A 20,916-nucleotide genomic window follows, 5' to 3' on the forward strand; every position below is an offset into this window, starting at 1 on the left:
CTCAGCCAGCGGCAACCGAGCGTGCGTAGTTCTAACAATTATCCTATTTACCATAGGAGTTGTTGAACTGAGCGCCGACAGCCACCATGAATTGAACGGATTTTGATCAGTTTCCGGTGGAGTGCCGGCTCAAGAACATCCTATGATGAACAAATTTCCAACTATCCAACTTTTTTTGGGGGCAGTTCAGTTTCGCGGAAGCTGTTTGGTTTAAGTCAGGCTCGATGCTTGCCGATGCAGCCTACCTGAGATAGCCCAGGACGGGATTTTAAGGTGATCTTTCATCACGGATCAGGCTAACGGGCGACATGGACACCGTCTCTGTTCAGCTGGCGTATACCCCATATGGGGGTTGTCGAGCCGCAGCGGATTTCGCTAGAATTTTTTTAATCATGTTGCAATGGAGATGCTCAAATGACGACAAAATTGATTCATTCATTGGCTTTAATGGCCGTGCTGGCGATGCTGACTGCCTGCGGCGGCGACTCCTCCTCATCGTCCTCCGGTTCCTCCAACGAGGGTCAAGGGATGACCGTCACCGGTACCGCCTCCGCCCCCTCAGGCATGGTGGCCTCGCTGCGTGACCCGGAGCCGCTGCGGGTGGTATTGAATTTCCTGATCGAGCCGGCGGCGGCGGCGATCACCGGCCTGCAGCCGGTCAACGGCGCTGCCGTGGAACTGATCCGCGTGGACAACGACGGCAACCCGGTGGGCGAGGTGCTCGCCACCACCACCACGTCTACCACCGGCCACTACAGCCTGCCCCTGCCCCAGGGCGTGAACTTGGCCGGCAACCTGGTGGTGCGCATCAGCGGGCCCAACGCTGAAATGCGCGCCCAGGTGGTGGAGCAGGCGGTAAACATCGACCCGGCCTCGGAATTCCTGCTGCGCGAATTCATCGCTCAGGGCACTGAGCTGGGGGAGCTAAAGGTCAACGACGTGGTCAAGCTCAAGGGCCTGGTGGACGACTTCGACCTTACCGCCGGCGCCGACCTCACCGATATGCTTGAGCAGTTAGAGGCGGCAGTGGGCGATCTGGTGGAAAATCAGGTGGCGGCGATCAACGATGGTACCGGCAACGCGGCGGCCGTGGCCGGTGAGTATCGCGCCAACGCCTTCTCTCTGGAACTGCATGACAGCGACAATGAAAGCGGCGGTACCTTCGCCACCACCCTCTACTCCAGCGGATTCACCTTCAGCGACGGCGGCGACGGGACCGTTAATGTCAACCTCGGCGGAGAAGAAAGCGCCGAGGCGATGATGGACGGTACCACGCTGTACTCCGCCGACCTTCACTACGAAACTAGCACCAAGGAACTGGAGCAGGATTTCTCGGCCACGCTCACTGATTCCGGTATTCTCTCCATCGAGAGTGAACTCGAGGAAGAGGTGAACGAGGAGAATGCCTTCCGTTATCCGCCAGCGGTCTACAACCTGCAACGGGTGGCGGATCGTGGTTTGTTCTTCCTGCTCTCCAAGGACGCCGCTGTACGTTATGGCGTGACACCGAGCGGTGCGCTCAATCCAGAGGACCGGCGCGGCGATGAAGCCTTTCGAGCCTTGGAAGTGTTCGCCCGCACGCCCACGGACTTCACCGATGGCGACCTGAGCGGCGACTTCGGCAGAGTCTACCTGGGGAGCGAACTCAGTGTGCAGGGTTACCTGGCTGTGGAAGTTGAAAACAACGTCGTGAGCTTCGGCGGAGACGGTTTCCTGGACATCGTCGCCGGCGATTTCCACAGGGTAGCTCTGGTCGGTTCGGGCACCAACGAATACGAATCCGGGGCCACCGAAACCGCCACCGACCTTACGGTGGACATCGACGCGAACGGCGACGTGCTCACCATTGATGGGGAGCCGGAGAACGGCTTTATCAACGACAGCTACGACTTCATCAGCCTGATGAATGCGGAAAGCGCCACCGACACCTCCTTCGCCTGGTTCGACACCACCCTAATGGTGAAGCTTCCGGAAAGCACCCCCGCTATCTCAGGTAAGCGCTACCGCCTGATGCTGCTGTCCGTGCGTCTGGAGGGCAATCCTGTCGGCGGCAGCATGGGGCTGTTCGCCAGCCAGTTCAACACTTTCCTGACCCTGGACAACGCCACCCAGGCCACCCTGTCCGGCAGTGTCAATGAAGTCACGAAGAACAACCTAGCCGCCAACCTGGAAACCGAAGTGGATCAGGTGGAAGGGATCATTGCCGTGGACGTCGCCGCCAACGGCGCTACCACCCTAACGCTGGAGGACGATGATGGCAGCAATGTGTTAAAGGGCTTCTTCAATCAGGACGCCAGCTTGGGCCTGTTCACCCTGCGCTTCGAGCCGAACCACGGTGATCCCAACGAACTGGGCCTAGCGGTACTGGTGGAAGTACCGTCGGAGAGCAACGCGGAATAAAACCCGGCCCGGCGCCGTGCAAGGCGGCGCCCAGCTGCAGGTGGACAGCTCGAATGACATGCCGAACTCGACGATATGGCGGGCATGCAAAGAGCGGGCGAGCATGTAGAGTAGGCGCCCGGTATCCGGCGACACCGGCAACCAGAAATCCTTCAGCCGGCCATATGGTTCGCGGTATTACGTCTTGCTGCTGTTGAGGGTGGCGCGCTCTTCATCGGTGAAGGATTGCAGCGCCAGGCTGCTGGTGGCGGGCGCCTCGGCGAACAGCCGGTTGATCAGATTCGCCAGCGGCGCGGAGGTTAAGGAGGGTTTGAATAACTCGTTTTTTTACTTTCACAGCGTTTGGTAAGGGTAAGCATCAGCCATGGCAATCAGGCGCATTGCCCCTAGGGCAGCAGCACACGTTTTACCCTCAACAACAGGTTGTGCAACCCCACCAAGACATACAGCCGATTGGTATTCTTGGCCAAGCTCCGATAGCGAACCTGGTTGTAGCCGAACATCCTTTTGATCACCCGGAAGGGGCGCTTAGCTATAAACCATTGTACCTTTCGGTTCTTATGTTTGTCTCGTTTCTGGATGCCGCGGTAACCGGCATCCCCCAGCCCCATTTTTCTTTGCCATGCAATAGCGGATCCGAAGCCGTCAGGTTCTGCTCAGTCGCCGACACCAATGAACCAAGTCTGGTCAATGGACTTCATGAGCGACCAGCTTGTCAGTGGCAAATCGTTGCGAACGTTCAACGCGATCGATGACTACAACAGCGAAGGATTGGGTATCGAGGTTGACTTGTCGCTAACGTCAGCACGGGTGATACGGGCTCTGGATCTGATCAAAGCAGGTTAACCCTCTACTCATTCGGGTGATTAAAAATGCGGGGATTACATCACCACTCACAGTCTGTACGCCTGGATCAGGAAGTTTGGCCCGGATTCCGAGCAGCATCAGGCCAATGCAGATGATCAAGTCGAGATTCGCCGACTCCAGAAAGAGCTCAAGCGCGTTACCGAAGAGCAAGACATCCTAAAAAAAGCCGCGGCGTACTTCGCCAGTCAGTCCGATTGAGGTACGCCTTCATTCAGGAGCACAGCGAGCGGTGGGCAATTCGCTCACTGTGTTCCCTGTTGGACGTTCACCCCAGTGGCTTTTATGCCTGGCAGAAACAGCCTCGTTCAGCTCGAGCAATCGAGGACGAGCGCCTGTCCGGGCTGATAAAGCAATTCTGGCTGGAATCCGGAGCCGTGATCCATACGGATCTGCGCGAATATGGCGAGCGATGCGGGCCCAATCGAGTCCATCGCCTGATGCGCCACGCAGGAATACGCGCGCAGGTGGGTTATCGTAAGCCACACCATAGGACTGGGGAGCTGCACAAAGTGACACCAAATATCCTGCGGCGGCAGTTCAATCCGCAAGCACCGAACGAGAGCTGGGTAACGGATATTACCTATATCCGCACACATGAAGGCTGGTTGTATCTGGCGGTTGTTCTGGATCTGTTCTCAAGACGGGTGATCGGTTGGTCAATGCAATCCCGGATAACCAAGGAGCTGGCGCTGGATGCGCTGCTGATGGCGGTCTGGCGCCGCAAGCCTGAAGGCAAGGTGGTTGTTCACTCCGACCAAGGCAGTCAATACACCAGCCACGACTGGGATTCGTTTCTGAGGGCGCATGACCTGGAGGGGAGTATGAGTCGGCGCGGTAACTGCCACGACAATGCTGTTGCTGAGAGCTTCTTCCAGCTGTTGAAGCGGGAAAGAATAAAGCGAAAGATTTACAGCAGCCGTGACGCCGCTCGGGCAGATATTTTTGATTATATCGAGATGTTCTATAACAACCGGCGGCGCCATGGTTCTAATGAAAAGCTGTCACCGGTAGAGTATGAAAAGCGTCACCAAGAACGGCTGGGAAGTGTCTAATGAACTGGTGGCGATTCATGGTTATAAAAAATCTTTTTTATTCGCTATTTCCATGACTTCAAGTGACACCCCCCTGTTCTAGCCAACTGTTTGCCCCTTGATTACAGCGAGCCCTGGAGTTCTTAAGCTGCTCCTGAATAAGGCCTGCTAGTTCGACTTTTCGCCGGAGCGGAGCAGCCACAAGTGGCAGCACGGAAACGGATAAATTTTAATCAGGAAAGCTGGCAGAGTGACACCAAGGTAGGGAAATACCTTGAAGAAGGTCAGCAATTATCCAACACCGAGACGGTGAAATTGATGGAAAAGATAGTATCTCTCCCCATCTTATCCCCCTAACGGATCCTCCATAGGCTTGTAATCGCAATTTAAATTTGAATGGGATAATGTGCTTTTGATTCTCGCGCTTTATTGTTAGTATCCAGCACTCGTTCTATGAGTCGGTCTGTTTTGATAATGAATCGTTGGTTAACAGTCTTGTTAGCATTGGTGATTGCTCTGCAGTCACTGGCAGCTATTGGCGATACCAGTCGACCTCATTATCCTGCTACGCTTGATCACGCTCATGAAGACCTCGTCCTTAACTCGGTCACTCTGGGAATGGAGGAGTCTTCCTCATCCGACCCTTCGCGGGATCACGTGTCCGATCATTGCCATCAAAACCATTCCCACTGTCATATGGTGCTGGTGAGCGCCGCATCAAATATTTCCATTTTGTCCGCAGGTCAGGGCTTGTCCGACTATCAAGCCAGTCATACTTCAGTCATTCCACCCTCCTTGTTCCGCCCTCCCATAGCCTAATCCTACGATTCATTCCGTTCAGGAAACATCTTTTATTTATTAGACCTTCGTAGGAGAGGTTGCATGCTTATTTGCAAGCCCATGAGCATTGGGCGGCGTATAACGCCGCGCCAGATTTATATCCATTCTTTGTATCTACTCGTGCTGGCGCTCAACGTTTCCGTTGCCCACGCCGAAGAGACACCACTCACCCTTACCGACGCCCTGTCCCGGACGGTGGCGCAAAACCCCAGTCTGCGGGTATTCGACTTTCGCCTGCAGGGGCTTGAGGGAAAAAGCCTTACGGCCGATCAGGCACCGGCCTATGAAGCGGGCCTGGAGGTGGAAAATATACTCGGTAGCGGTGCTCTGCAGGGAGTCGACAGAGCTGATTACACGCTGTCGCTATCCTCGGTCATTGAGCTGGGAGGCAAACGCCGGGCTCGCACAGGCGCCGTGAGCTCCCGCTATGATCTGATGGAGGCCGAACGTGAAGCTGAGACTCTGGATTTGTTGGGTCAGGTGACGCAGCGCTATGTCGCCACCTTGGCCCTGCAGGAAAAGCTCGCATTGGCCGCTCAGGCTGTGGAGTTGAGCGAGGCGACTCTCAACACGGTCACTGGCCGCGCCAAACGGGGCGCCGCGCCCGACGCTGAAGTCCTGCGCGCCAAAGCCGCGCTTACCCAGAACCGCATTGTTCACTCTACGCTACAAACGGAGTACGAGAAGCGGAAGATGGCGCTGGCCTCACTATGGGGCGAAACGCGCGTGAATTTTCAGCGGTTGCAGGGAGACCTGTTCCGATTCGAGGCTGGCGAACCTTTCGAGGTGCTGTACCAGTTGGCCAGTGAAAGTCCAATGATCCGGGTTTACGCCAGCGAGCGGCGAATGCGCGATGCCGAGATCCAGTTAGTAAAAAGCCAATCGGAAAGTGATATTCGCTGGCAGGTCGGCGCCCGCCGTTTTGAGGAAACAGGCGATACCGCGCTGGTGGCCGGGGTGTCAATGCCACTGTTTGCCGGTCGCCGGAACCGCGGAGAAGTGCAGGCCGCCACGGCGGCGCGTGACGAGGTCGAATACCGCCAACAGAGTGCGCTGCTGCAACTGCACTCCCTGTTGTTCGAGGCTTACCACACCCGCCAACAAAACATTGCCGCCGTTGAGCAGCTACGTGATGCGGTGCTGCCCGATTTAACCCGGGCGCTCGAGCTTACCCAACAAGCCTATGAACGCGGCCGCTACAGTTACGTGGAGTGGACCGCCGCACAGCGCGAACTGCTCTCGGCCCGCGAGGCACTCGTTGAAGCAGCCACCACGGCGCTGCTCAACCAGGCGCTTATCGAACAGCTTACGGCGCAGCCCATGACCCAAGGCCAGGCCACGCCTGCTAACCAAACACAGGATGATTGAACCATGCAATTGATAAAACCACTCTACTGGATACTGGTGGCCACCTGTCTGGCCATCACGCCTCTCCACGCCGCCGAAGATACGTACAATAACGACAAAGAAGCGCAATCAACCGCGCCCGAGACCAAGGGGCCCCATGGCGGGTTGTTATTGACGCAGGACGACACTCTCGTTGAGCTGCAGATTTTCGAGCAAGGTGTTCCCCCGGAATACCGTGCCTGGGTAACGAAGGGCGGTAAGCCCATTACCGACGGTGTTGACCTCAACGTCCAACTCACCCGCTTGGGTGGGCAAGTGGATACCTTCGATTTTGTCTTCCAGGGAGACTATTGGCTGGGTGACGGGGTGGTGACCGAACCCCATTCTTTTGATGTGGACGTCACGCTTGCATTGAACGGTAAACAATACCAGTGGCAGTGGGAGTCCCACGAAGGTCGTACTCGCATTGCGGCCGACATTGCTGAAAAGGCCGGAATTCAAGCTACTGAGGCCGGTCCGGGCTCAATTGAGCGAACGCTGACCACCTACGGGCAACTGACCATCGCACCGGAACAGATCGCGCGGGTGCGCGCTCGCTTTCCCGGCGTCATCACCAAAGTCAACGTTCGTTTGGGGGACCGTGTCGCCAAAGGTGATCGGCTGGCAAAAGTGGAGTCCAACGAAAGTCTCAAAACCTATGACCTGCGCTCACCCATAGATGGCGTGGTGACCGAGCGCCAAATTAGTGTGGGCGAAGTCGCCGGTGAGCAACCATTGTTTGCGATTGCCGATTTAACGACCTTGTGGGCAGAGCTTCGGGTGTTTCCGGGTCAGCGCACCGAGGTGGCGGTCGGTCAGAAAGTTCGCCTGCAAGCCGAGGGCTTTGATCAACGGGCTAGCATCAGTCACTTACTGCCTTCGCCGGGCAATGCTCCCTATACCCTGGCCCGTGTGGAAGTGGATAACCCCGCTGGCACGCTGAGCCCCGGTTTGCTGGTGGCGGGGGACATAGTGGTAGAGACCTCTGAGGTGCCACTGGCCGTGGAAAACCGTGCACTGCAGTCCTTTCGTGACTGGAGCGTGGTGTTTATTCAGGTGGACGACACCTATGAGATTCGCCCTCTGGAACTTGGCCGCAGTGACGGCACCTTGACCGAAGTGTTGGATGGACTGCAGGTGGGTGATCGTTATGTGGTGGATAACAGCTATTTAATCAAGGCCGATATCGAAAAATCTGGCGCATCCCACGACCACTAACCCAGGAGACTATGATGATCAATGCCATCTTACGCTTCTCGGTAGAGCGGCGGTTTTTAACCTTATCCTTTATTCTAGTGCTCATTGGTGTGGGCTTGTGGAGCTTTCAGCGCCTGCCCATCGATGCGGTGCCGGACATTACCAACGTCCAGGTGCAGATCAATACCGAGGCGTCAGGATATTCGCCCTTGGAGGCAGAACAGCGCATCACCTTCCCGGTGGAAACGGCCCTTTACGGCTTGCCTAATTTGTCCTATACCCGCTCAATATCCCGTTATGGCTTATCCCAAGTGACGGTGGTGTTCAAGGAAGGTACGGACATCTATTTCGCTCGCAACCTGATCGATGAGCGCCTCGGCTCCATCAAAAATGTCCTGCCACCTGGTCTGGAACCTGAAATGGGGCCGATCGCGACTGGCCTGGGCGAAATTTTGATGTATACCGTGGAAGCCTTGCCCGGCGCCACCCAAGCTGACGGTAATCCTTTAGATGCCACAGCATTGCGAGAAATTCAGGACTGGATCATTAAGCCGCAACTGGCGCAGGTGCCGGGAGTGATCGAGATAAACACCATCGGTGGCTACGACAAGCAGTACCACGTCACGCCCTCACCACAAAAGTTACTGCAATTTGGCGTCACTATGGATGAATTGTTGGAAGCCCTCGAGGCCAACAATGTCAATCGTGGCGCCGGCTATATCGAGCGAAACGGACAACAGCTATTGGTGCGCTCACCTGGGCAACTAGCGTCCATTGCCGAGATTGAGCAGGTGGTCATTACCAACCGCCACAAAGCACCGGTGAAAGTCAGTGATGTGGCCGAAGTGGCCATTGGCAAGCAGCTGCGCACGGGAGCCGCCACCCGCGACGGCAAGGAAACAGTGATGGGCACGGCCATGATGCTGGTGGGAGAAAATTCCCGCTCCGTCGCGAAGGCCGTGGCCGAAAAACTAGAGGCCGTTCAGCCCTCGCTCCCCGCAGGGGTCAAGGTGGAGGCGGTTTACGATCGCACAACCCTTGTGGACAAAGCCATCGCCACGGTGGAGAAGAACCTGCTCGAAGGGGCGCTGCTGGTGATCGTGGTACTGTTTCTGTTATTGGGCAACCTGCGCGCGGCCTTGATTACCGCGGCAGTCATTCCCTTGTCCATGCTCGCCACCATAACTGGCATGGTGAAATCGGGCGTGTCGGCCAATCTGATGAGCCTCGGCGCCTTGGATTTTGGCCTGATCGTCGACGGCGCCGTGATCATTGTCGAGAACTGTATTCGGCGGTTATCCCAGGCCCAACACTCACAATCTCAGGACAATGGTCAGCTGCCATTGCGGGAACGGCTTCAGTTAGTATATGAGGCTACCAACGAAGTCATTCGTCCAAGCTTGTTCGGCGTCGCCATCATTACCGTGGTGTATTTGCCAATCTTTTCGCTCACCGGTGTTGAGGGCAAGATGTTCCACCCCATGGCTGCCACTGTGGTAATGGCGCTGCTGTCCGCCATGGCGCTGTCGTTGACCGTGGTGCCGGCTGCTGTAGCGGTATTTATGGGGGGCAAGATCAGCGAAAAAGAAAGCCCGGTGATCAGCAGCGCCAAATCGCTGTACAAGCCGGCTTTGCTGGCTGCCATGAAGTTTCGTTGGCTGGTGTTGGGATCGGCGAGCTCACTGGTGGTGGTCTGTGTCTGGCTGGCAACCACCCTGGGTTCGGAATTTATTCCGCAGCTCGACGAAGGGGATATTGCGTTGCACGCCCTGCGTATTCCAGGCACAGGACTGGAGCAATCCATCGAGATGCAGGCGCAGCTGGAAGAACGGCTGAAGGCGTTCCCGGAAGTGGACAAGGTGTTCGCCAAGATCGGCACGCCGGAAGTGGCCACCGACCCCATGCCCCCCAGCGTGGCGGATAACTTTGTCGTCCTCAAGCCTCGCGACCAGTGGCCCAATCCCAACAAGACGAAGGATATGCTGGTGGCTGAAATGGAGGACGCTGTGACCAAACTGCCTGGCAACAAATACGAGTTCACCCAGCCCATTGAGATGCGCTTTAACGAGCTGATTTCCGGGGTGCGGGCCGATCTTGGGATCAAGGTGTTTGGCGATGATATGGATCAGCTGCTGGCATCGGCGCAAGCCGTTCAGGCGGTGTTAGAAACCATTGATGGTGCGGCCGATATCCAGGTCGAGCAGGTCACAGGGTTGCCCATGTTGTCGGTCCATCCCAAGCGCATGATGCTGTCGCGCTATGGCCTGAATGTCGAAGACTTGCAAACACTGGTGGCGACCGGAATCGGTGGTGAAAACGCCGGGTTGATTTACGAGGGCGACCGTCGCTTTGAGTTGGTGGTACGCCTGCCGGAAACAGTAAGGCGCGATATTGATCGCCTGGCCTTTTTACCCATTCCCTTGCCGGACGGAGGCTATGTGCCGTTATCGGAAGTGGCGGAGCTGGAGCTGGCACCGGCGCCCAACCAGATCAGCCGGGAAAATGGCAAGCGCCGGGTGGTGGTCACTGCCAACGTGCGGGACCGCGACCTAGGCGGATTTGTCGAGGAAGCACAGGGGCGGATCGCACAGCAGGTGGATTTGCCAGATGGGTATTGGCTGGATTACGGCGGAACCTTTGAGCAACTGCAATCGGCCAGTGCGCGTCTCGCCCTTGTTGTACCCATTACCCTGGCGATCATCATTGGCCTGCTGATTATGGCGTTTGGTTCGGTGAAAGACGCGTTAATTATTTTCACCGGCGTACCGCTTGCGCTGACTGGCGGGGTATTGTCGCTGTGGTTGCGGGACATGCCGCTGTCGATCTCGGCAGGCGTGGGCTTTATCGCGCTCTCTGGCGTGGCGGTGCTCAATGGTTTAGTGATGGTCGCCTTCATTCGCGACTTGTGGCGGGAACAAGGGGATCTCATCACGGCGATTGTGGAAGGAGCGCTGGTTCGCCTGCGGCCAGTTTTGATGACGGCCCTGGTGGCGAGCCTCGGCTTTGTGCCCATGGCGCTCAACACCGGTACTGGCGCGGAAGTACAGCGACCGTTGGCGACCGTGGTGATCGGGGGAATCATCTCCTCGACTTTGTTGACGCTGTTTGTGCTCCCGGTGCTGTACGCGCTGTTGCATCGCAAGAAAGCGAAAACATAGCAGGCTTGAACAGGCTTCGGGCACGCCCGGAGCCTGTTTCCGCAGCGAAACCCTGGCGGGCGAAGTGCAACTGTGGGTGCGACCGTCACTCAATTCCATAATCAGGTGTGATCGACTCGATCATCACCAAGGTTGAATACATTATGATTAAATTCTTATTTGTCGCCATTGCGTCTTTTGCTAGTGCCTCGGCCTGGGCACATGGCATGTCGGCGGAAGACCAGGCCCGGATACTCAATGCGGGCTATCTGGAGTACATCCGGTTGGGCGCCACCCATATGCTGAGTGGCTATGATCATTTGCTGTTTCTGTTCGGCGTTATGTTTTTTTTGACGCGCTTTGGCGAAATCATCAAGTTCATTACCGCCTTCACCGTCGGCCATTCCATTACCCTGGTGTTCGCCACACTGTTTGGCATTACCGCCAATTACTACCTGATCGATGCGGTGATTGCGCTAACGGTCTGTTACAAAGCCTTCGACAACCTCGGCGGCTTTCAGAAGCACTTGCAAATGAAATCCCCGAACCTAACCTGGATGGTGTTTGCCTTTGGTTTGATTCACGGGTTTGGCCTGTCCACTCGGCTTCAGCAGTTGCCGCTGGGGCACGATGGCCTGGTACTCAAGATATTGTCGTTCAATGTCGGCGTCGAGTTAGGCCAGATTGTGGCCTTGAGCATTATGCTGGCCCTGCTCATGGTGTGGCGAAAAACCCCGTCATTTGGGCGCTTCAGCAAAGCCTCGAACGTGGCGATAATGCTTACCGGTGGCCTGTTGCTGCTGATGCAGTTACATGGATTCCAGCACACGCAGTATCCGGATGATTTCCCCCTCAACCGGGACGACCACCAGCATGTCCACGAGGACATGGAAGATAACAAAGCACCTCTGTCGAACTACCCGAGAAACCTTGAGCTCGGAGCCCCGTCCGCTGACCCGCAGCCCGAAGCACCCGAAGTCCATCGCCACGAGGGTGGCGAGCCACACGCGCATTAATCTTGTTAACTTTTGTGGGAATACCATCATGAAATTTTTCGCTGCCATTTTTACGCTTATTCTATTGGCCGGTTTTCAGCAGGCTTTTGCACACAGTGATCACACTCACGAGCCGATTTCGGAAGCGTCGGCGCTTCAGCTCGCCAAAGACACGACCTTCCAGTTGGCAGACAAGGATGTCGGACTGGGCTTTGGAAAACTGCCTGAAAACTGGAAGACAACGTCAGCTACCGCTATGAAGATCCATAAGAAAGGTAGTGGTTATTTCATCATCTCGGTGGCCAATGCGACTGAGGCAAAAACACTTTACGTGCTCATATCCAGCGACGGGAAAGTTTACGATGTGAATTTTACGGGTGAGTTTGACGGTTTGGAGTAGCGACATTTATGACATGGCAATGGCTTATCACCAAATACCTGATTACCGCAACCATCGTGGTGGTGGTGTCGGAGGTTGCAAGGCGCAGTGACAAGTTAGGCGCCCTGGTGGCGGCACTGCCTTTGGTGACCATTCTGGTGCTGATTTGGCTGCACGTGGAAAATCAGCCTCACGAGAAAATCGCCCGGCATGCCTGGTATACCCTCTGGTATGTGCTGCCGACATTGCCCATGTTTTTAAGTTTCCCATTACTGTTGGGCCGATTGGGCTTCTGGCCAACGCTACTTGTCAGCTGCGCGGTTACCGCTATTTGCTTCGGCATCTTCGCGCTACTGCTGCGCCAATTTGGCATTAATTTGTGGCCTTGATATGACAGACCACCCAGATACGTCTATGCACGTTTAACCGTTGAACCATTATAACGAGGTAAGATGAATGCGGCACCATGATCACGCGCACAATCATTCAGACGACACCAGTTCCAGACGTCTTGGCCTGGTATTCTTTCTCAATGTGGGGTTTACCCTCATCGAGTTTGTTGGGGGGTTGTTGACTAACAGCACGGCCATCCTGGCCGATGCAGTGCATGACCTGGGCGATAGCCTGGCCATAGGCAGTGCCTGGTTCCTGAACCGGCAGGGACGTAAAGCGGCTACCCGGGAATTTACCTATGGCTATCGCAGGCTATCGTTGTTCGGTGCCTTGATCAACGGATTGGTCTTGGTGGGCGGGTCGCTGTGGGTGCTCAGTGAAGCGATCCCTCGTCTGGCCGACCCGGTCATGCCAGTTACCGAAGGAATGCTCGCGTTGGCCCTGTTAGGGGTTACAGTCAATGGGTTCGCCGCCTACCGTCTGAGCAAAGGGAAGTCACTGAACGAAAAAGTGCTCAATTGGCACTTACTAGAAGATGTCCTGGGCTGGGTCGCGGTGCTGATCGTCTCGATCATTTTGCAATTCGTGGACTGGCCCATCCTTGATCCATTGCTGTCCATCGGTTTTACCCTGTTTATTCTGGTAAATGTAATCCGCAACCTCTGGGCCACCGGCAAACTTTTTATCCAGGCGGTACCAGACCCGGCGCTGCATGATGAGATTCGGCGAACGCTGCTCGGCATTGAACATATAAGCGAGGTTCACCATCAACACCTCTGGTCCCTAGATGGAGAGCACCATGTTTTAACGGTGCATTTGGTGATGAGGGATTCTTTCCCGTTGGAGCAATACCTCGCCACCAAGATAGCGGTGGCCGATGCACTTGAGCCATACCAACTGGCTCACACGACCATCGAAATTGAACTGCCGGCAGAATTCTGTCGAGATTCCTCTGACCAGCGTTTATCTGCTGGCGATCATCACTAGAAGAGCGAAATCATGTTGGCTCTCTACACCCTGGGATTATTCATCCTCACAGCTGTGACCGAAATCGTCGGTTGTTACCTGCCGTATTTGTGGCTAAAAAAATCCGCTCCCGGATGGGTGTTGCTACCAGCCGCCGCAAGCCTCGCCATGTTCGCCTGGTTACTATCTTTGCATCCGACCGATGCCGGACGAGTCTATGCGGCCTACGGCGGGGTCTATGTGTTCGTTGCCTTGCTGTGGCTCTGGGGTGTGGAGGGGGTTCGTCCTCATCCATGGGATTTTGTGGGCGTGGCGGTAGCACTCGCGGGTATGGGTATTATCATGTTTGCCCCGCGAGGATGACAGGGAAACTTTAGCTGCGGCATCTCGAACATGAAATAATGAGTGGTTTAAATCTCAAACTTGGTACGAAGAAATAGCATATGGAATGGTAGGGCCAATATTTCCAGCGCAGATAAAGAATTCCAAGAAAAAGTTACAGAGCTGCGAAAATGGATGCATGGCTCCTGAGTTAAAGCTTTTAGATGTTAGAAGAGGAGGCTCCTTCAGCGCTCCAGCTAATAGCGACAACCTTGGCCTCACATGGCGGCGACAAACCAGTTCTCATTCTAACGCACCCAAAATGCAGGATTAGCAGCATTGCGGCAGTGACTACCCTGAAATAAGAAACCGTGCTACTACGTTTTTTTATGCAAATTAGTTGGTCAATGAGTACCAAGATTGTAATATTGCCCAACATCAAATTGTGGTTCCCATTTCCCAAGTCATTCCTGTGAGCGTGCTAGGGGACCTAATGCGGCCATATTTAATTTTCGTGGAAATATCTTGGTCGATTGGAGTTCCGATGTTTTAACTCACTTCCCAGAAGTCGCCTCGTTAAAAACGTCTTGGCGATGGAATCGGGCAGGATGTCAGTCTCTTGGGACCTGGCTCCTTGCATCTAAGAACAGGCTAAAAGCAAATAAAGCAGTCGATTTGCGAACAGCCCCTTCCCAAGTTGAATGGATCAAAATCAACGCTAGTGCTGCCGTAAAGTAGCAGTTGTTTGCCGCGAGAACTCAACCACCAGAGCGGGGTGGGGCGGTTTTAATAATTGGTGACCCTATATAAATGCGAATAGTCGTTACAAGCTAACAAGCGAGACGCAACAGCGGTAGAAAAAGTGGACTTGGAAGGTCTTGTGGATAAGGCAGTTGGCCGCACGCTTCTTTTAAAAGGGCTAGAAGCAGATGTGGTGGTGATCTTATACCCCGCGCAAATCTTCCCCTAAAGCTTTCTTGCTTTGATTGACCCAAGCTACAGCAGCCCTATCAAATACGTCAGTAGGGACAGAAATTGAGGTTTCTTGATCTACTGCAAGAAACACACGCTCTGGTCTTTCGTCCATTACAGGGCCTTTACGACCACATGCACTAGATCTTTCCAAGCTGCGTTCTAATAATTACCATATTTAACATGTATGCACACCAAGTGGTGTATTTTATTATGATAATCAATCGGGTAGCACGAATGCCGTGTCAACTGTGCGCGACGCAACCGCTGCATCCCTGTTACATTATTGGTGGCGCCGGGCAGGGGATCACAAAATCTCTTTACCGACCGGACCATCGCTAAGCCACTCGCGGTCTTCCTCGCTCAGTGCGGTATTCTCTGGTGTACAAGCTGCCAACATCTCTTCCAAGGTCGGCATGGGCTTTGGGCGAATGATCAACTGCTCATCAGTCAGTTCCATATCAACGATACTTCCCACATCAAGACCAAGATGCTGCAAGACAGTTTTAGGGACTCGAAGTCCTGCGCCATTACTAATTTTCTGCACTTTCAATTTCATAAGCACCTCACACATTGGGTGTAACCTCAATTTAAATAGATAAATCACCCGTAACAACCATGTGGTAGTGATGGTCAAGAATTTAGCCATGCAATATATAGAGGTTCGGCCACGGACAAATAACTATGGATCTTCTGTTGTTTGGCGATTGCAATGATTTCACTGTGTGTGCACAAATGATCGGACAGAGGCTCAAATAGAGGGTGCCGGCGATCAATCCCTGATAAATAGCGATTAGCCCACTCCTCAAGTCGCTGGAACTCCTTGCTGTTTTCGTCGGGCGAGCCAATTGTGTCTGGAATAATCTGGTTCAATAACGCATATACCTGCCCTTGGTTCGTGGCGTGCAGCTCTGCTTCCTGCCTTGGCAAGCAGCACTTCTTGTATTTAACCCCGCTACCACATGGGCATGGCGCATTTCTTTGCAGGTGAGACATTCTCCACCCAAACGGAAAATGGGTATTATAGTCCGTGGATGCTCAGGCATCAAAAAATGATAGTTCTCACTTTTAGGTGAGACTTCCATGAGCAATGCTCGTCTTCAGGCATTTGGCGCAAAGGTTAGAGCAATGCGAAAGCAGAAAGGCCTATCCCAAGAGGAGCTTGCAAGTTTAGCAGGCTTGGACCGCAGCTATATGGGTCACATTGAGCGTGGCGAAAAGAACATTACTCTGCTCAAAATCTACCAGATTAGCGACGCTCTCTCGCTTCCTGCTGCTATTTTTCTAACCGATGAATGATATTCCTATCATGTAGAACCGGTATCAGGCTTTAATTCACTATTTTCGTTCAAGCGGTTTTGTGTCGTCAGGAAGTTGTAGGGGGGAGGGGAGGTTGAATTCATTCTCCAAGAACTCATCTAGCCGCTGCGCGATACGGAAGGCCTCCGCATTCTCCGATCGCTTGCCTTCAAGGTTTTAGACCTGGCAAATGAACTTGCGATGGACTATCTACAGGATGACCCGCTTGCCGGGTCTGAGCAAAACACGATAAGAAGCCCACGCTTAGCGAACCGCACATTCTTCCCAATGGCGTTCATAGCTGTAACGTCAGCCTTGCCTATCTGGGTTTGTATTGGTGTTTGTTTTTTCGCCCAACAAACTGCCGGAAACGAAAAGCAAGGCACCGGTGACAATAGCAATATCAGCCAGATTAAAGGCCGGCCAGTGCCAGTCCCGCCAATAGAAATCAAAGGAATCCACAACGTAGCCGCGAAATATTCGGTCAATCAGGTTGCCCATGGCGCCACCGAGGATAAGACTGTAAGCGAAGGCTTCTCCTTTATGACGATTTTCAAGAATCAGCTTGATCAGGAAAATCGAGACCACCACCGCGATTCCGATTAAAAAATAGCGCTGCCAGCCTCCGCCATTCGCAAAAAGACTGAATGCGGCACCGGTGTTCCATACGTGCACCCAGTTAAAGAACGGGGTCACTGAAATAGACTCGCCATAGGCCATTGATTGCTGCACCAGCCACTTTGCAGCCTGATCTGACGCTGCCAGCAGGCTCGATATGGAAAACAGGGCATACGACGAGTGCTTGTTGCCAATAATGAGCAATTATTTAACCCTTCAACGCCAGAATACGCCTGGCCCCGTTAAGTACAATGACTCCCGATATGGTGCCGATAATCAGATCCGGATAATTGGACCCGGTCCACGCGACCAGGGCGCCGGCGGTGATGACCCCCAGGTTGATCACCACGTCGTTGGCCGAGAATATCCAGCTTGCCTTCATGTGCGCCCCGCCTTCCCGATGTTTGGATATGAGCAGCAGACAACTGGTATTGGCAATCAATGCGACGAATGCGATAGCCATCATCACCAGCGATTCAGGCTCACTACCGAATACAAAGCGTCTCACCACCTCTACGAGCACGCCCACAGCCAAGATCAGTTGCAGTACACCAGCAAGATGCGCGGCACGTACCTGCATTTTCACGCTATGTCCAACCGCATAAAGGGCAAGCCCGTACACCGCCGCATCGGCAAAATTGTCCAGGGATTCTCCAATCAGGCCGGTGGACTGGGCGATCAGACCGGCAGTCATTTCCACCACGAACAGAAGTGCATTGATGCCGAGCAACCAGCGCAGGGTCCCGGATTCTTGCTTAGCAGAAGCTGCCGAAAACTCGGCGGCCTTGATGGTCTCCGGATTTGCAGCGACGGTTTCCTGAAGCGAGGCGCCTAGCCCCAAGGTCTTCAGTTTCGAGGTGACGGGCTCGACCTCGCCGTCATGCACGACCTTCAGCCGGCGGTTCGACAAGTCGAAGGACAGCGCCCGAATCTCCTCAAAGCCGTTCAGGGCTAGGCGAATCATTCGTTCTTCTGATGGACAGTCCATCTTCGGCACGGCATAAACACTGACCCATCTCCCTGGCGCCTCGGAGGAGGCCTGTATATCGGTATCCGCTGCGGACGTTGCATCACCGCCACAGGCGCCACCACAGGATTTGCTCATGATACGACTCCACTTGAACAATGTTGTGGTACCATTTAAAACTATAAAGCTACTATAAGGTCAATAGAGTAAAGAATCCGTTGGGGAGGAGGCTGATGCGCATTGGTCAGTTGGCGCAGTTGGTAGGGGTCGAAACACAGACGATCCGCTTCTATGAACAGCAGGGCTTGTTGCCGCCGCCTGATCGGCAGGACAACGGTTACCGTGTCTATACCGAGAAGCATGGTGAGGGGCTGGCCTTCATCCGTCGCTGCAGAATCCTGGGCCTGTCACTGGCTGAGATTCACGAACTACAGAGCTATCAGGACGACCCTCATCAGCCTTGTACCGCCGTCAACGCCTTGCTCGATGATCACATCTCTCATGTGCGGTCGCAGATAACCGCTCTGCAAGCGCTTGAGAAACAACTCGTTTCACTGAGAGCGAGTTGCAACGATGACCGGGAAGTTGAGGCGTGTGGGGTTCTTGCTGGAATTAGCGAAGGAAACATGCACCAGCAGTAGGTGAAGCATCAACCAGATAATCCGATGAGATGCCGGTCTGTCTCACTCTCATGCAAAGGTAAGATCAACTGAATCGCCACCGGTTTGCTAGACACCTTTCAGCCATACAAAATGGTGGCCGCCGTACTGATAATCTCCTCAGGCTTAACGTAGCCCTGTACGTGGTACAGGCCCAGCTCGCTCGAATATCCATAGAAACTCCAAAACGGCATGAAAAAGCCCGCACAAGGCGGGCTCTGGCATGCAGTGAAAGGGGGGGGGGAGTGTAAAATTCATGATCAAAAGCATCGGTTTGCTGTTTTGGGTTGCAAGTAGAGCAAGTAGTGTTAGTGGGTGTAGATTCAGTATCCTTCAGGAAAAGCTCATTATAGAGCGGTCGAGATTGAACAGGCTGGACGAGACTCCAAATCATCATCCCAACTATTGATGAATTTGACTTGAAGCATAGAGAATGGAGGGTGAAGGTGTCAGTTGTCTGACCGGTCGCCGAATCGATCAGAACCAGGGATTACAACAACTGCAGTAAGGCCTCCTACCTTACTGGACGTGTAATGAACCTGTCCCTGATAACGCTCAACTATTGCGTGGACAATAGCCAGCCCCAATCCATGACCGGGTGTTTGCTCGTCCAGCCTCAATCCTCGCTTGCCCAATTGTGAGTGGGCTGTTTCTGATACGCCCGCTCCGTCGTCGCTGATGATAATTTTTAACTGCTCTTGATCTTCACTCAGCGTGAGCTCCACCCAGCGGGATGACCATTTGCCTGCGTTATCCAGCAAGTTGCCAAGGATTTCGTTCAGATCATGCTCCTCGACAGGCCAGCGATGGTTTTCAGGCAGATCCGTTGACAATTCAAAAGATTTATCGGGGTAGAGGCGGCCAAGCATCCACAGCAGATCCCGGGCCTGTTTGATCGGACATACACTTTGGCCGACCTGTGGACCCGCAAACCGGCTTCGCCGCATTTCGGCCTCAAGCTGAGCATCTATGTCGTCGAGGCGCGCCGCCATTTCCCATCTCAGCTTCTCATCGAGCGGGCGACTGGTGTCTTCCAGGATCTGTCTGACAGCCGCTATGGGGGTTTTCACGCTGTGGGAAAGGTTGGCAAGTGCGTCACGGGAGCGTTCCAGCCGGTCATCCAGTGAATCCAGCAGTCGATTGAGTTGCCGGACGAGGGGCCGGAACTCCTCCGGGCCGTCTGCGTTAATACGGGAGAGCTCGCCTGACTGAAGTTTTTTCAGGTTCATCTGAAGGCCCGCTATTGACCGCAGGGCCAGAGTGATTCCCAGCCATATGCTCCCGATCATCAGAATGACCAGTAAAACCGAGACGACGGCAGTCCAGATATGGAGTTTGGCCTGGCTCCGATGAAGCGCCTCCATATCCTCGGCAACAATGATCACGAAGGGGTTTCCGTCGACCGTGAAGGCACGGCGATACCCAAGCATTTGGGAAGGCGCAGATGGTACCTCAGCATCCCTGGCTCTCACGGCTCCCTCCTGCCCGGAGGTGAGCAACGGTCTCAGAATCGGAGTCCAGGTCTCCGGTGAGATGGACTGCCCAGACGGAGAAGCGATGGCGATGGCGAAGGCGTGGAGGAGCACTTCCTGAAAATAGTCGCCGGTCTGGAGTGTATCAATCTGGCCACCGGATTGGCGGATCTGGTGTTCCAGAAAAGCTACCTCATCTTTCAAGCGGCGTTCTACTAAGTCCATGGTCATCCTCTCCAGCAAGGCCCCATGGATGATCCAAGCCAGTGCCATCAGACCAATACCGGCCGGAAGTAGCAGAATCAGGAGCATCCCCCTGACTGAGCGAGGTCTAGCGGCTATCGGCATCGAACAGGTACCCTTGACCACGTCGAGTCTTGATGGTGTCCGGTCCCACCAGCTTCCTGAGCCGCCGCACATACGCTTCGATCACGTTCTCGCTGGGTATGTCGTCGATGCTGTATAGCTGGTCGAGAAGCTGTTCTTTCGAGAAAACCTGCCCGGGACGACTCATCAGACATCGGAGCAAACGGAACTCCGTACCGGTCAGGCTATGTTCGGTCTCGTCACCGGCCCTTAACGTCTGGCGATTTTCGTCCAGCTCGAACCGGCCCGCTGTCAGGGTATCCATTATTCTGCCTTCGCTTCGCCGGACGATGGCGTGAAGTCGGGCAATCAGCTCTTCGGTCTGGAAAGGCTTCGCGAGGTAATCATCGGCGCCGGCCTTCAAGCCATTGACCTTGTCCTGCCAGTCTCCCCTGGCGGTCAGGATCAACACCGGGAAACTGACCTTATGCGTCCGCCACTGTTTCAGTACGTCCAGGCCGTTGCCGTCGGGCAGGCCCAGGTCAAGAATACCGGCGCGGTAACTTTCCTGCTGCCCGAGGTGCCGGGCTTCCCGCGCTGTACGGGCGGTATCCACGCTGAAACCGGCCTTTTCCAGTTGGGCGCTTAGCCCATTTGTCAGCAGGTAGTCATCTTCCACCAGAAGTAATCTCATTCCTGAACTGCCTTTCT

17 protein-coding genes and 2 pseudogenes are annotated in these 20,916 nt (G+C 54.5%); 13 read left to right on the plus strand and 6 right to left on the minus strand.

All coding sequences use genetic code 11. The annotated features are described in order from the left end of the window. Positions 1-414 precede the first annotated feature (414 nt). From Y017_RS09245 to Y017_RS09295, 11 genes and pseudogenes are all read left to right on the plus strand, one after another. Complete coding sequence (locus Y017_RS09245) at positions 415-2,400, plus strand: hypothetical protein (RefSeq protein WP_035460398.1); 1,986 nt, start codon at positions 415-417, stop codon at positions 2,398-2,400. A 663-nt stretch (positions 2,401-3,063) separates the two neighbouring features. Further along, a pseudogene (locus Y017_RS15065) lies at positions 3,064-3,234 on the plus strand (IS3 family transposase); the annotation flags it as partial. A gap of 51 nt (positions 3,235-3,285) precedes the next feature. Further along, positions 3,286-4,319 (plus strand): annotated as a pseudogene (locus Y017_RS09255) (IS3 family transposase); the annotation flags it as partial. 861 nt (positions 4,320-5,180) lie between these two features. Further along, a complete protein-coding gene (locus Y017_RS09260) occupies positions 5,181-6,506 on the plus strand; it encodes a TolC family protein (RefSeq protein WP_035460401.1) in 1,326 nt (441 codons plus the stop codon). A 3-nt stretch (positions 6,507-6,509) separates the two neighbouring features. Further along, positions 6,510-7,742, plus strand: coding sequence for an efflux RND transporter periplasmic adaptor subunit (locus tag Y017_RS09265; RefSeq protein WP_035460402.1), 1,233 nt, complete (start codon positions 6,510-6,512; stop codon positions 7,740-7,742). Positions 7,743-7,756: 14 nt separating this feature from the next. Next, positions 7,757-10,879 (plus strand): efflux RND transporter permease subunit, encoded by a 3,123-nt coding sequence (locus Y017_RS09270; protein WP_035460403.1) that lies wholly within the window; start codon positions 7,757-7,759, stop codon positions 10,877-10,879. A gap of 143 nt (positions 10,880-11,022) precedes the next feature. After that, positions 11,023-11,874 (plus strand): HupE/UreJ family protein, encoded by an 852-nt coding sequence (locus Y017_RS09275; RefSeq protein WP_051428739.1) that lies wholly within the window; start codon positions 11,023-11,025, stop codon positions 11,872-11,874. Between the two features lie 28 nt (positions 11,875-11,902). Continuing rightward, entirely contained in the window at positions 11,903-12,253 is a 351-nt protein-coding gene (locus Y017_RS09280; RefSeq protein ID WP_035460405.1) for a DUF6488 family protein, read from the plus strand. An 8-nt stretch (positions 12,254-12,261) separates the two neighbouring features. Further along, positions 12,262-12,621 carry a DUF3147 family protein gene (locus tag Y017_RS09285; protein ID WP_011588656.1) on the plus strand — a complete coding sequence of 120 codons (360 nt, stop codon included), beginning with the start codon at positions 12,262-12,264 and terminating at the stop codon, positions 12,619-12,621. Between the two features lie 67 nt (positions 12,622-12,688). After that, positions 12,689-13,612, plus strand: a complete 924-nt coding sequence (locus tag Y017_RS09290; protein WP_011588655.1) for a cation diffusion facilitator family transporter — start codon at positions 12,689-12,691, stop codon at positions 13,610-13,612. 12 nt (positions 13,613-13,624) lie between these two features. After that, the gene (locus Y017_RS09295) at positions 13,625-13,954 is read left to right on the plus strand and encodes a YnfA family protein (protein ID WP_011588654.1); all 330 of its coding nucleotides are present in this window, start codon (positions 13,625-13,627) and stop codon (positions 13,952-13,954) included. Between the two features lie 1,237 nt (positions 13,955-15,191). On the opposite strand, the gene Y017_RS09300 is transcribed toward Y017_RS09295, so the two are convergent. Together Y017_RS09300 and Y017_RS15570 are read right to left on the minus strand one after the other, a co-directional pair. After that, positions 15,192-15,443, minus strand: coding sequence for an AbrB/MazE/SpoVT family DNA-binding domain-containing protein (locus Y017_RS09300; RefSeq protein WP_031226830.1), 252 nt, complete (start codon positions 15,441-15,443; stop codon positions 15,192-15,194). A 74-nt stretch (positions 15,444-15,517) separates the two neighbouring features. Continuing rightward, positions 15,518-15,880, minus strand: coding sequence for an SEC-C metal-binding domain-containing protein (locus tag Y017_RS15570; protein WP_011588652.1), 363 nt, complete (start codon positions 15,878-15,880; stop codon positions 15,518-15,520). A gap of 87 nt (positions 15,881-15,967) precedes the next feature. Between Y017_RS15570 and Y017_RS09310 the strand changes: the two genes are divergently transcribed. Continuing rightward, on the plus strand, positions 15,968-16,183 hold the full coding sequence (locus tag Y017_RS09310) for a helix-turn-helix domain-containing protein (protein ID WP_011588651.1): 216 nt from the start codon (positions 15,968-15,970) through the stop codon (positions 16,181-16,183). Between the two features lie 309 nt (positions 16,184-16,492). On the opposite strand, the gene lspA is transcribed toward Y017_RS09310, so the two are convergent. Continuing rightward, complete coding sequence (gene lspA / locus Y017_RS09315; RefSeq protein ID WP_022986212.1) at positions 16,493-17,005, minus strand: signal peptidase II; 513 nt, start codon at positions 17,003-17,005, stop codon at positions 16,493-16,495. A gap of 4 nt (positions 17,006-17,009) precedes the next feature. Continuing rightward, positions 17,010-17,906: a cation transporter gene (locus Y017_RS09320; RefSeq protein WP_011588649.1), complete on the minus strand. Its 897-nt coding sequence runs from the start codon at positions 17,904-17,906 to the stop codon at positions 17,010-17,012. 95 nt (positions 17,907-18,001) lie between these two features. Here Y017_RS09320 and cadR point away from each other — a divergent pair, with 95 nt between their 5' ends. Further along, complete coding sequence (cadR, locus tag Y017_RS09325; RefSeq protein WP_004364961.1) at positions 18,002-18,409, plus strand: Cd(II)/Pb(II)-responsive transcriptional regulator; 408 nt, start codon at positions 18,002-18,004, stop codon at positions 18,407-18,409. Positions 18,410-18,876: 467 nt separating this feature from the next. On the opposite strand, the gene Y017_RS09330 is transcribed toward cadR, so the two are convergent. Further along, positions 18,877-20,124 carry an ATP-binding protein gene (locus tag Y017_RS09330; RefSeq protein WP_231483467.1) on the minus strand — a complete coding sequence of 416 codons (1,248 nt, stop codon included), beginning with the start codon at positions 20,122-20,124 and terminating at the stop codon, positions 18,877-18,879. Between the two features lie 106 nt (positions 20,125-20,230). Further along, positions 20,231-20,899 carry a response regulator transcription factor gene (locus Y017_RS09335; RefSeq protein WP_007151491.1) on the minus strand — a complete coding sequence of 223 codons (669 nt, stop codon included), beginning with the start codon at positions 20,897-20,899 and terminating at the stop codon, positions 20,231-20,233. Positions 20,900-20,916 lie beyond the last annotated feature (17 nt).

The organism is Alcanivorax sp. 97CO-5 (assembly GCF_000524665.1).
GTDB classification, from domain to species: Bacteria; Pseudomonadota; Gammaproteobacteria; order Pseudomonadales; family Alcanivoracaceae; genus Alcanivorax; species Alcanivorax borkumensis.

Bases quoted from the DNA above. Each gene is read 5' to 3' on its own strand.
- Y017_RS09245 (WP_035460398.1), top strand. From the start codon at position 415: ATGACGACAAAATTGATTCATTCATTGGCTTTAATGGCCGTGCTGGCG.
- Y017_RS09260 (WP_035460401.1), top strand. From the start codon at position 5,181: ATGCTTATTTGCAAGCCCATGAGCATTGGGCGGCGTATAACGCCGCGC.
- Y017_RS09265 (WP_035460402.1), top strand. From the start codon at position 6,510: ATGCAATTGATAAAACCACTCTACTGGATACTGGTGGCCACCTGTCTG.
- Y017_RS09270 (WP_035460403.1), top strand. From the start codon at position 7,757: ATGATCAATGCCATCTTACGCTTCTCGGTAGAGCGGCGGTTTTTAACC.
- Y017_RS09275 (WP_051428739.1), top strand. From the start codon at position 11,023: ATGATTAAATTCTTATTTGTCGCCATTGCGTCTTTTGCTAGTGCCTCG.
- Y017_RS09280 (WP_035460405.1), top strand. From the start codon at position 11,903: ATGAAATTTTTCGCTGCCATTTTTACGCTTATTCTATTGGCCGGTTTT.
- Y017_RS09285 (WP_011588656.1), top strand. From the start codon at position 12,262: ATGACATGGCAATGGCTTATCACCAAATACCTGATTACCGCAACCATC.
- Y017_RS09290 (WP_011588655.1), top strand. From the start codon at position 12,689: ATGCGGCACCATGATCACGCGCACAATCATTCAGACGACACCAGTTCC.
- Y017_RS09295 (WP_011588654.1), top strand. From the start codon at position 13,625: ATGTTGGCTCTCTACACCCTGGGATTATTCATCCTCACAGCTGTGACC.
- Y017_RS09300 (WP_031226830.1), bottom strand. From the start codon at position 15,443: ATGAAATTGAAAGTGCAGAAAATTAGTAATGGCGCAGGACTTCGAGTC.
- Y017_RS15570 (WP_011588652.1), bottom strand. From the start codon at position 15,880: ATGTCTCACCTGCAAAGAAATGCGCCATGCCCATGTGGTAGCGGGGTT.
- Y017_RS09310 (WP_011588651.1), top strand. From the start codon at position 15,968: ATGAGCAATGCTCGTCTTCAGGCATTTGGCGCAAAGGTTAGAGCAATG.
- Y017_RS09320 (WP_011588649.1), bottom strand. From the start codon at position 17,906: ATGAGCAAATCCTGTGGTGGCGCCTGTGGCGGTGATGCAACGTCCGCA.
- cadR (WP_004364961.1), top strand. From the start codon at position 18,002: ATGCGCATTGGTCAGTTGGCGCAGTTGGTAGGGGTCGAAACACAGACG.
- Y017_RS09330 (WP_231483467.1), bottom strand. From the start codon at position 20,124: ATGGACTTAGTAGAACGCCGCTTGAAAGATGAGGTAGCTTTTCTGGAA.
- Y017_RS09335 (WP_007151491.1), bottom strand. From the start codon at position 20,899: ATGAGATTACTTCTGGTGGAAGATGACTACCTGCTGACAAATGGGCTA.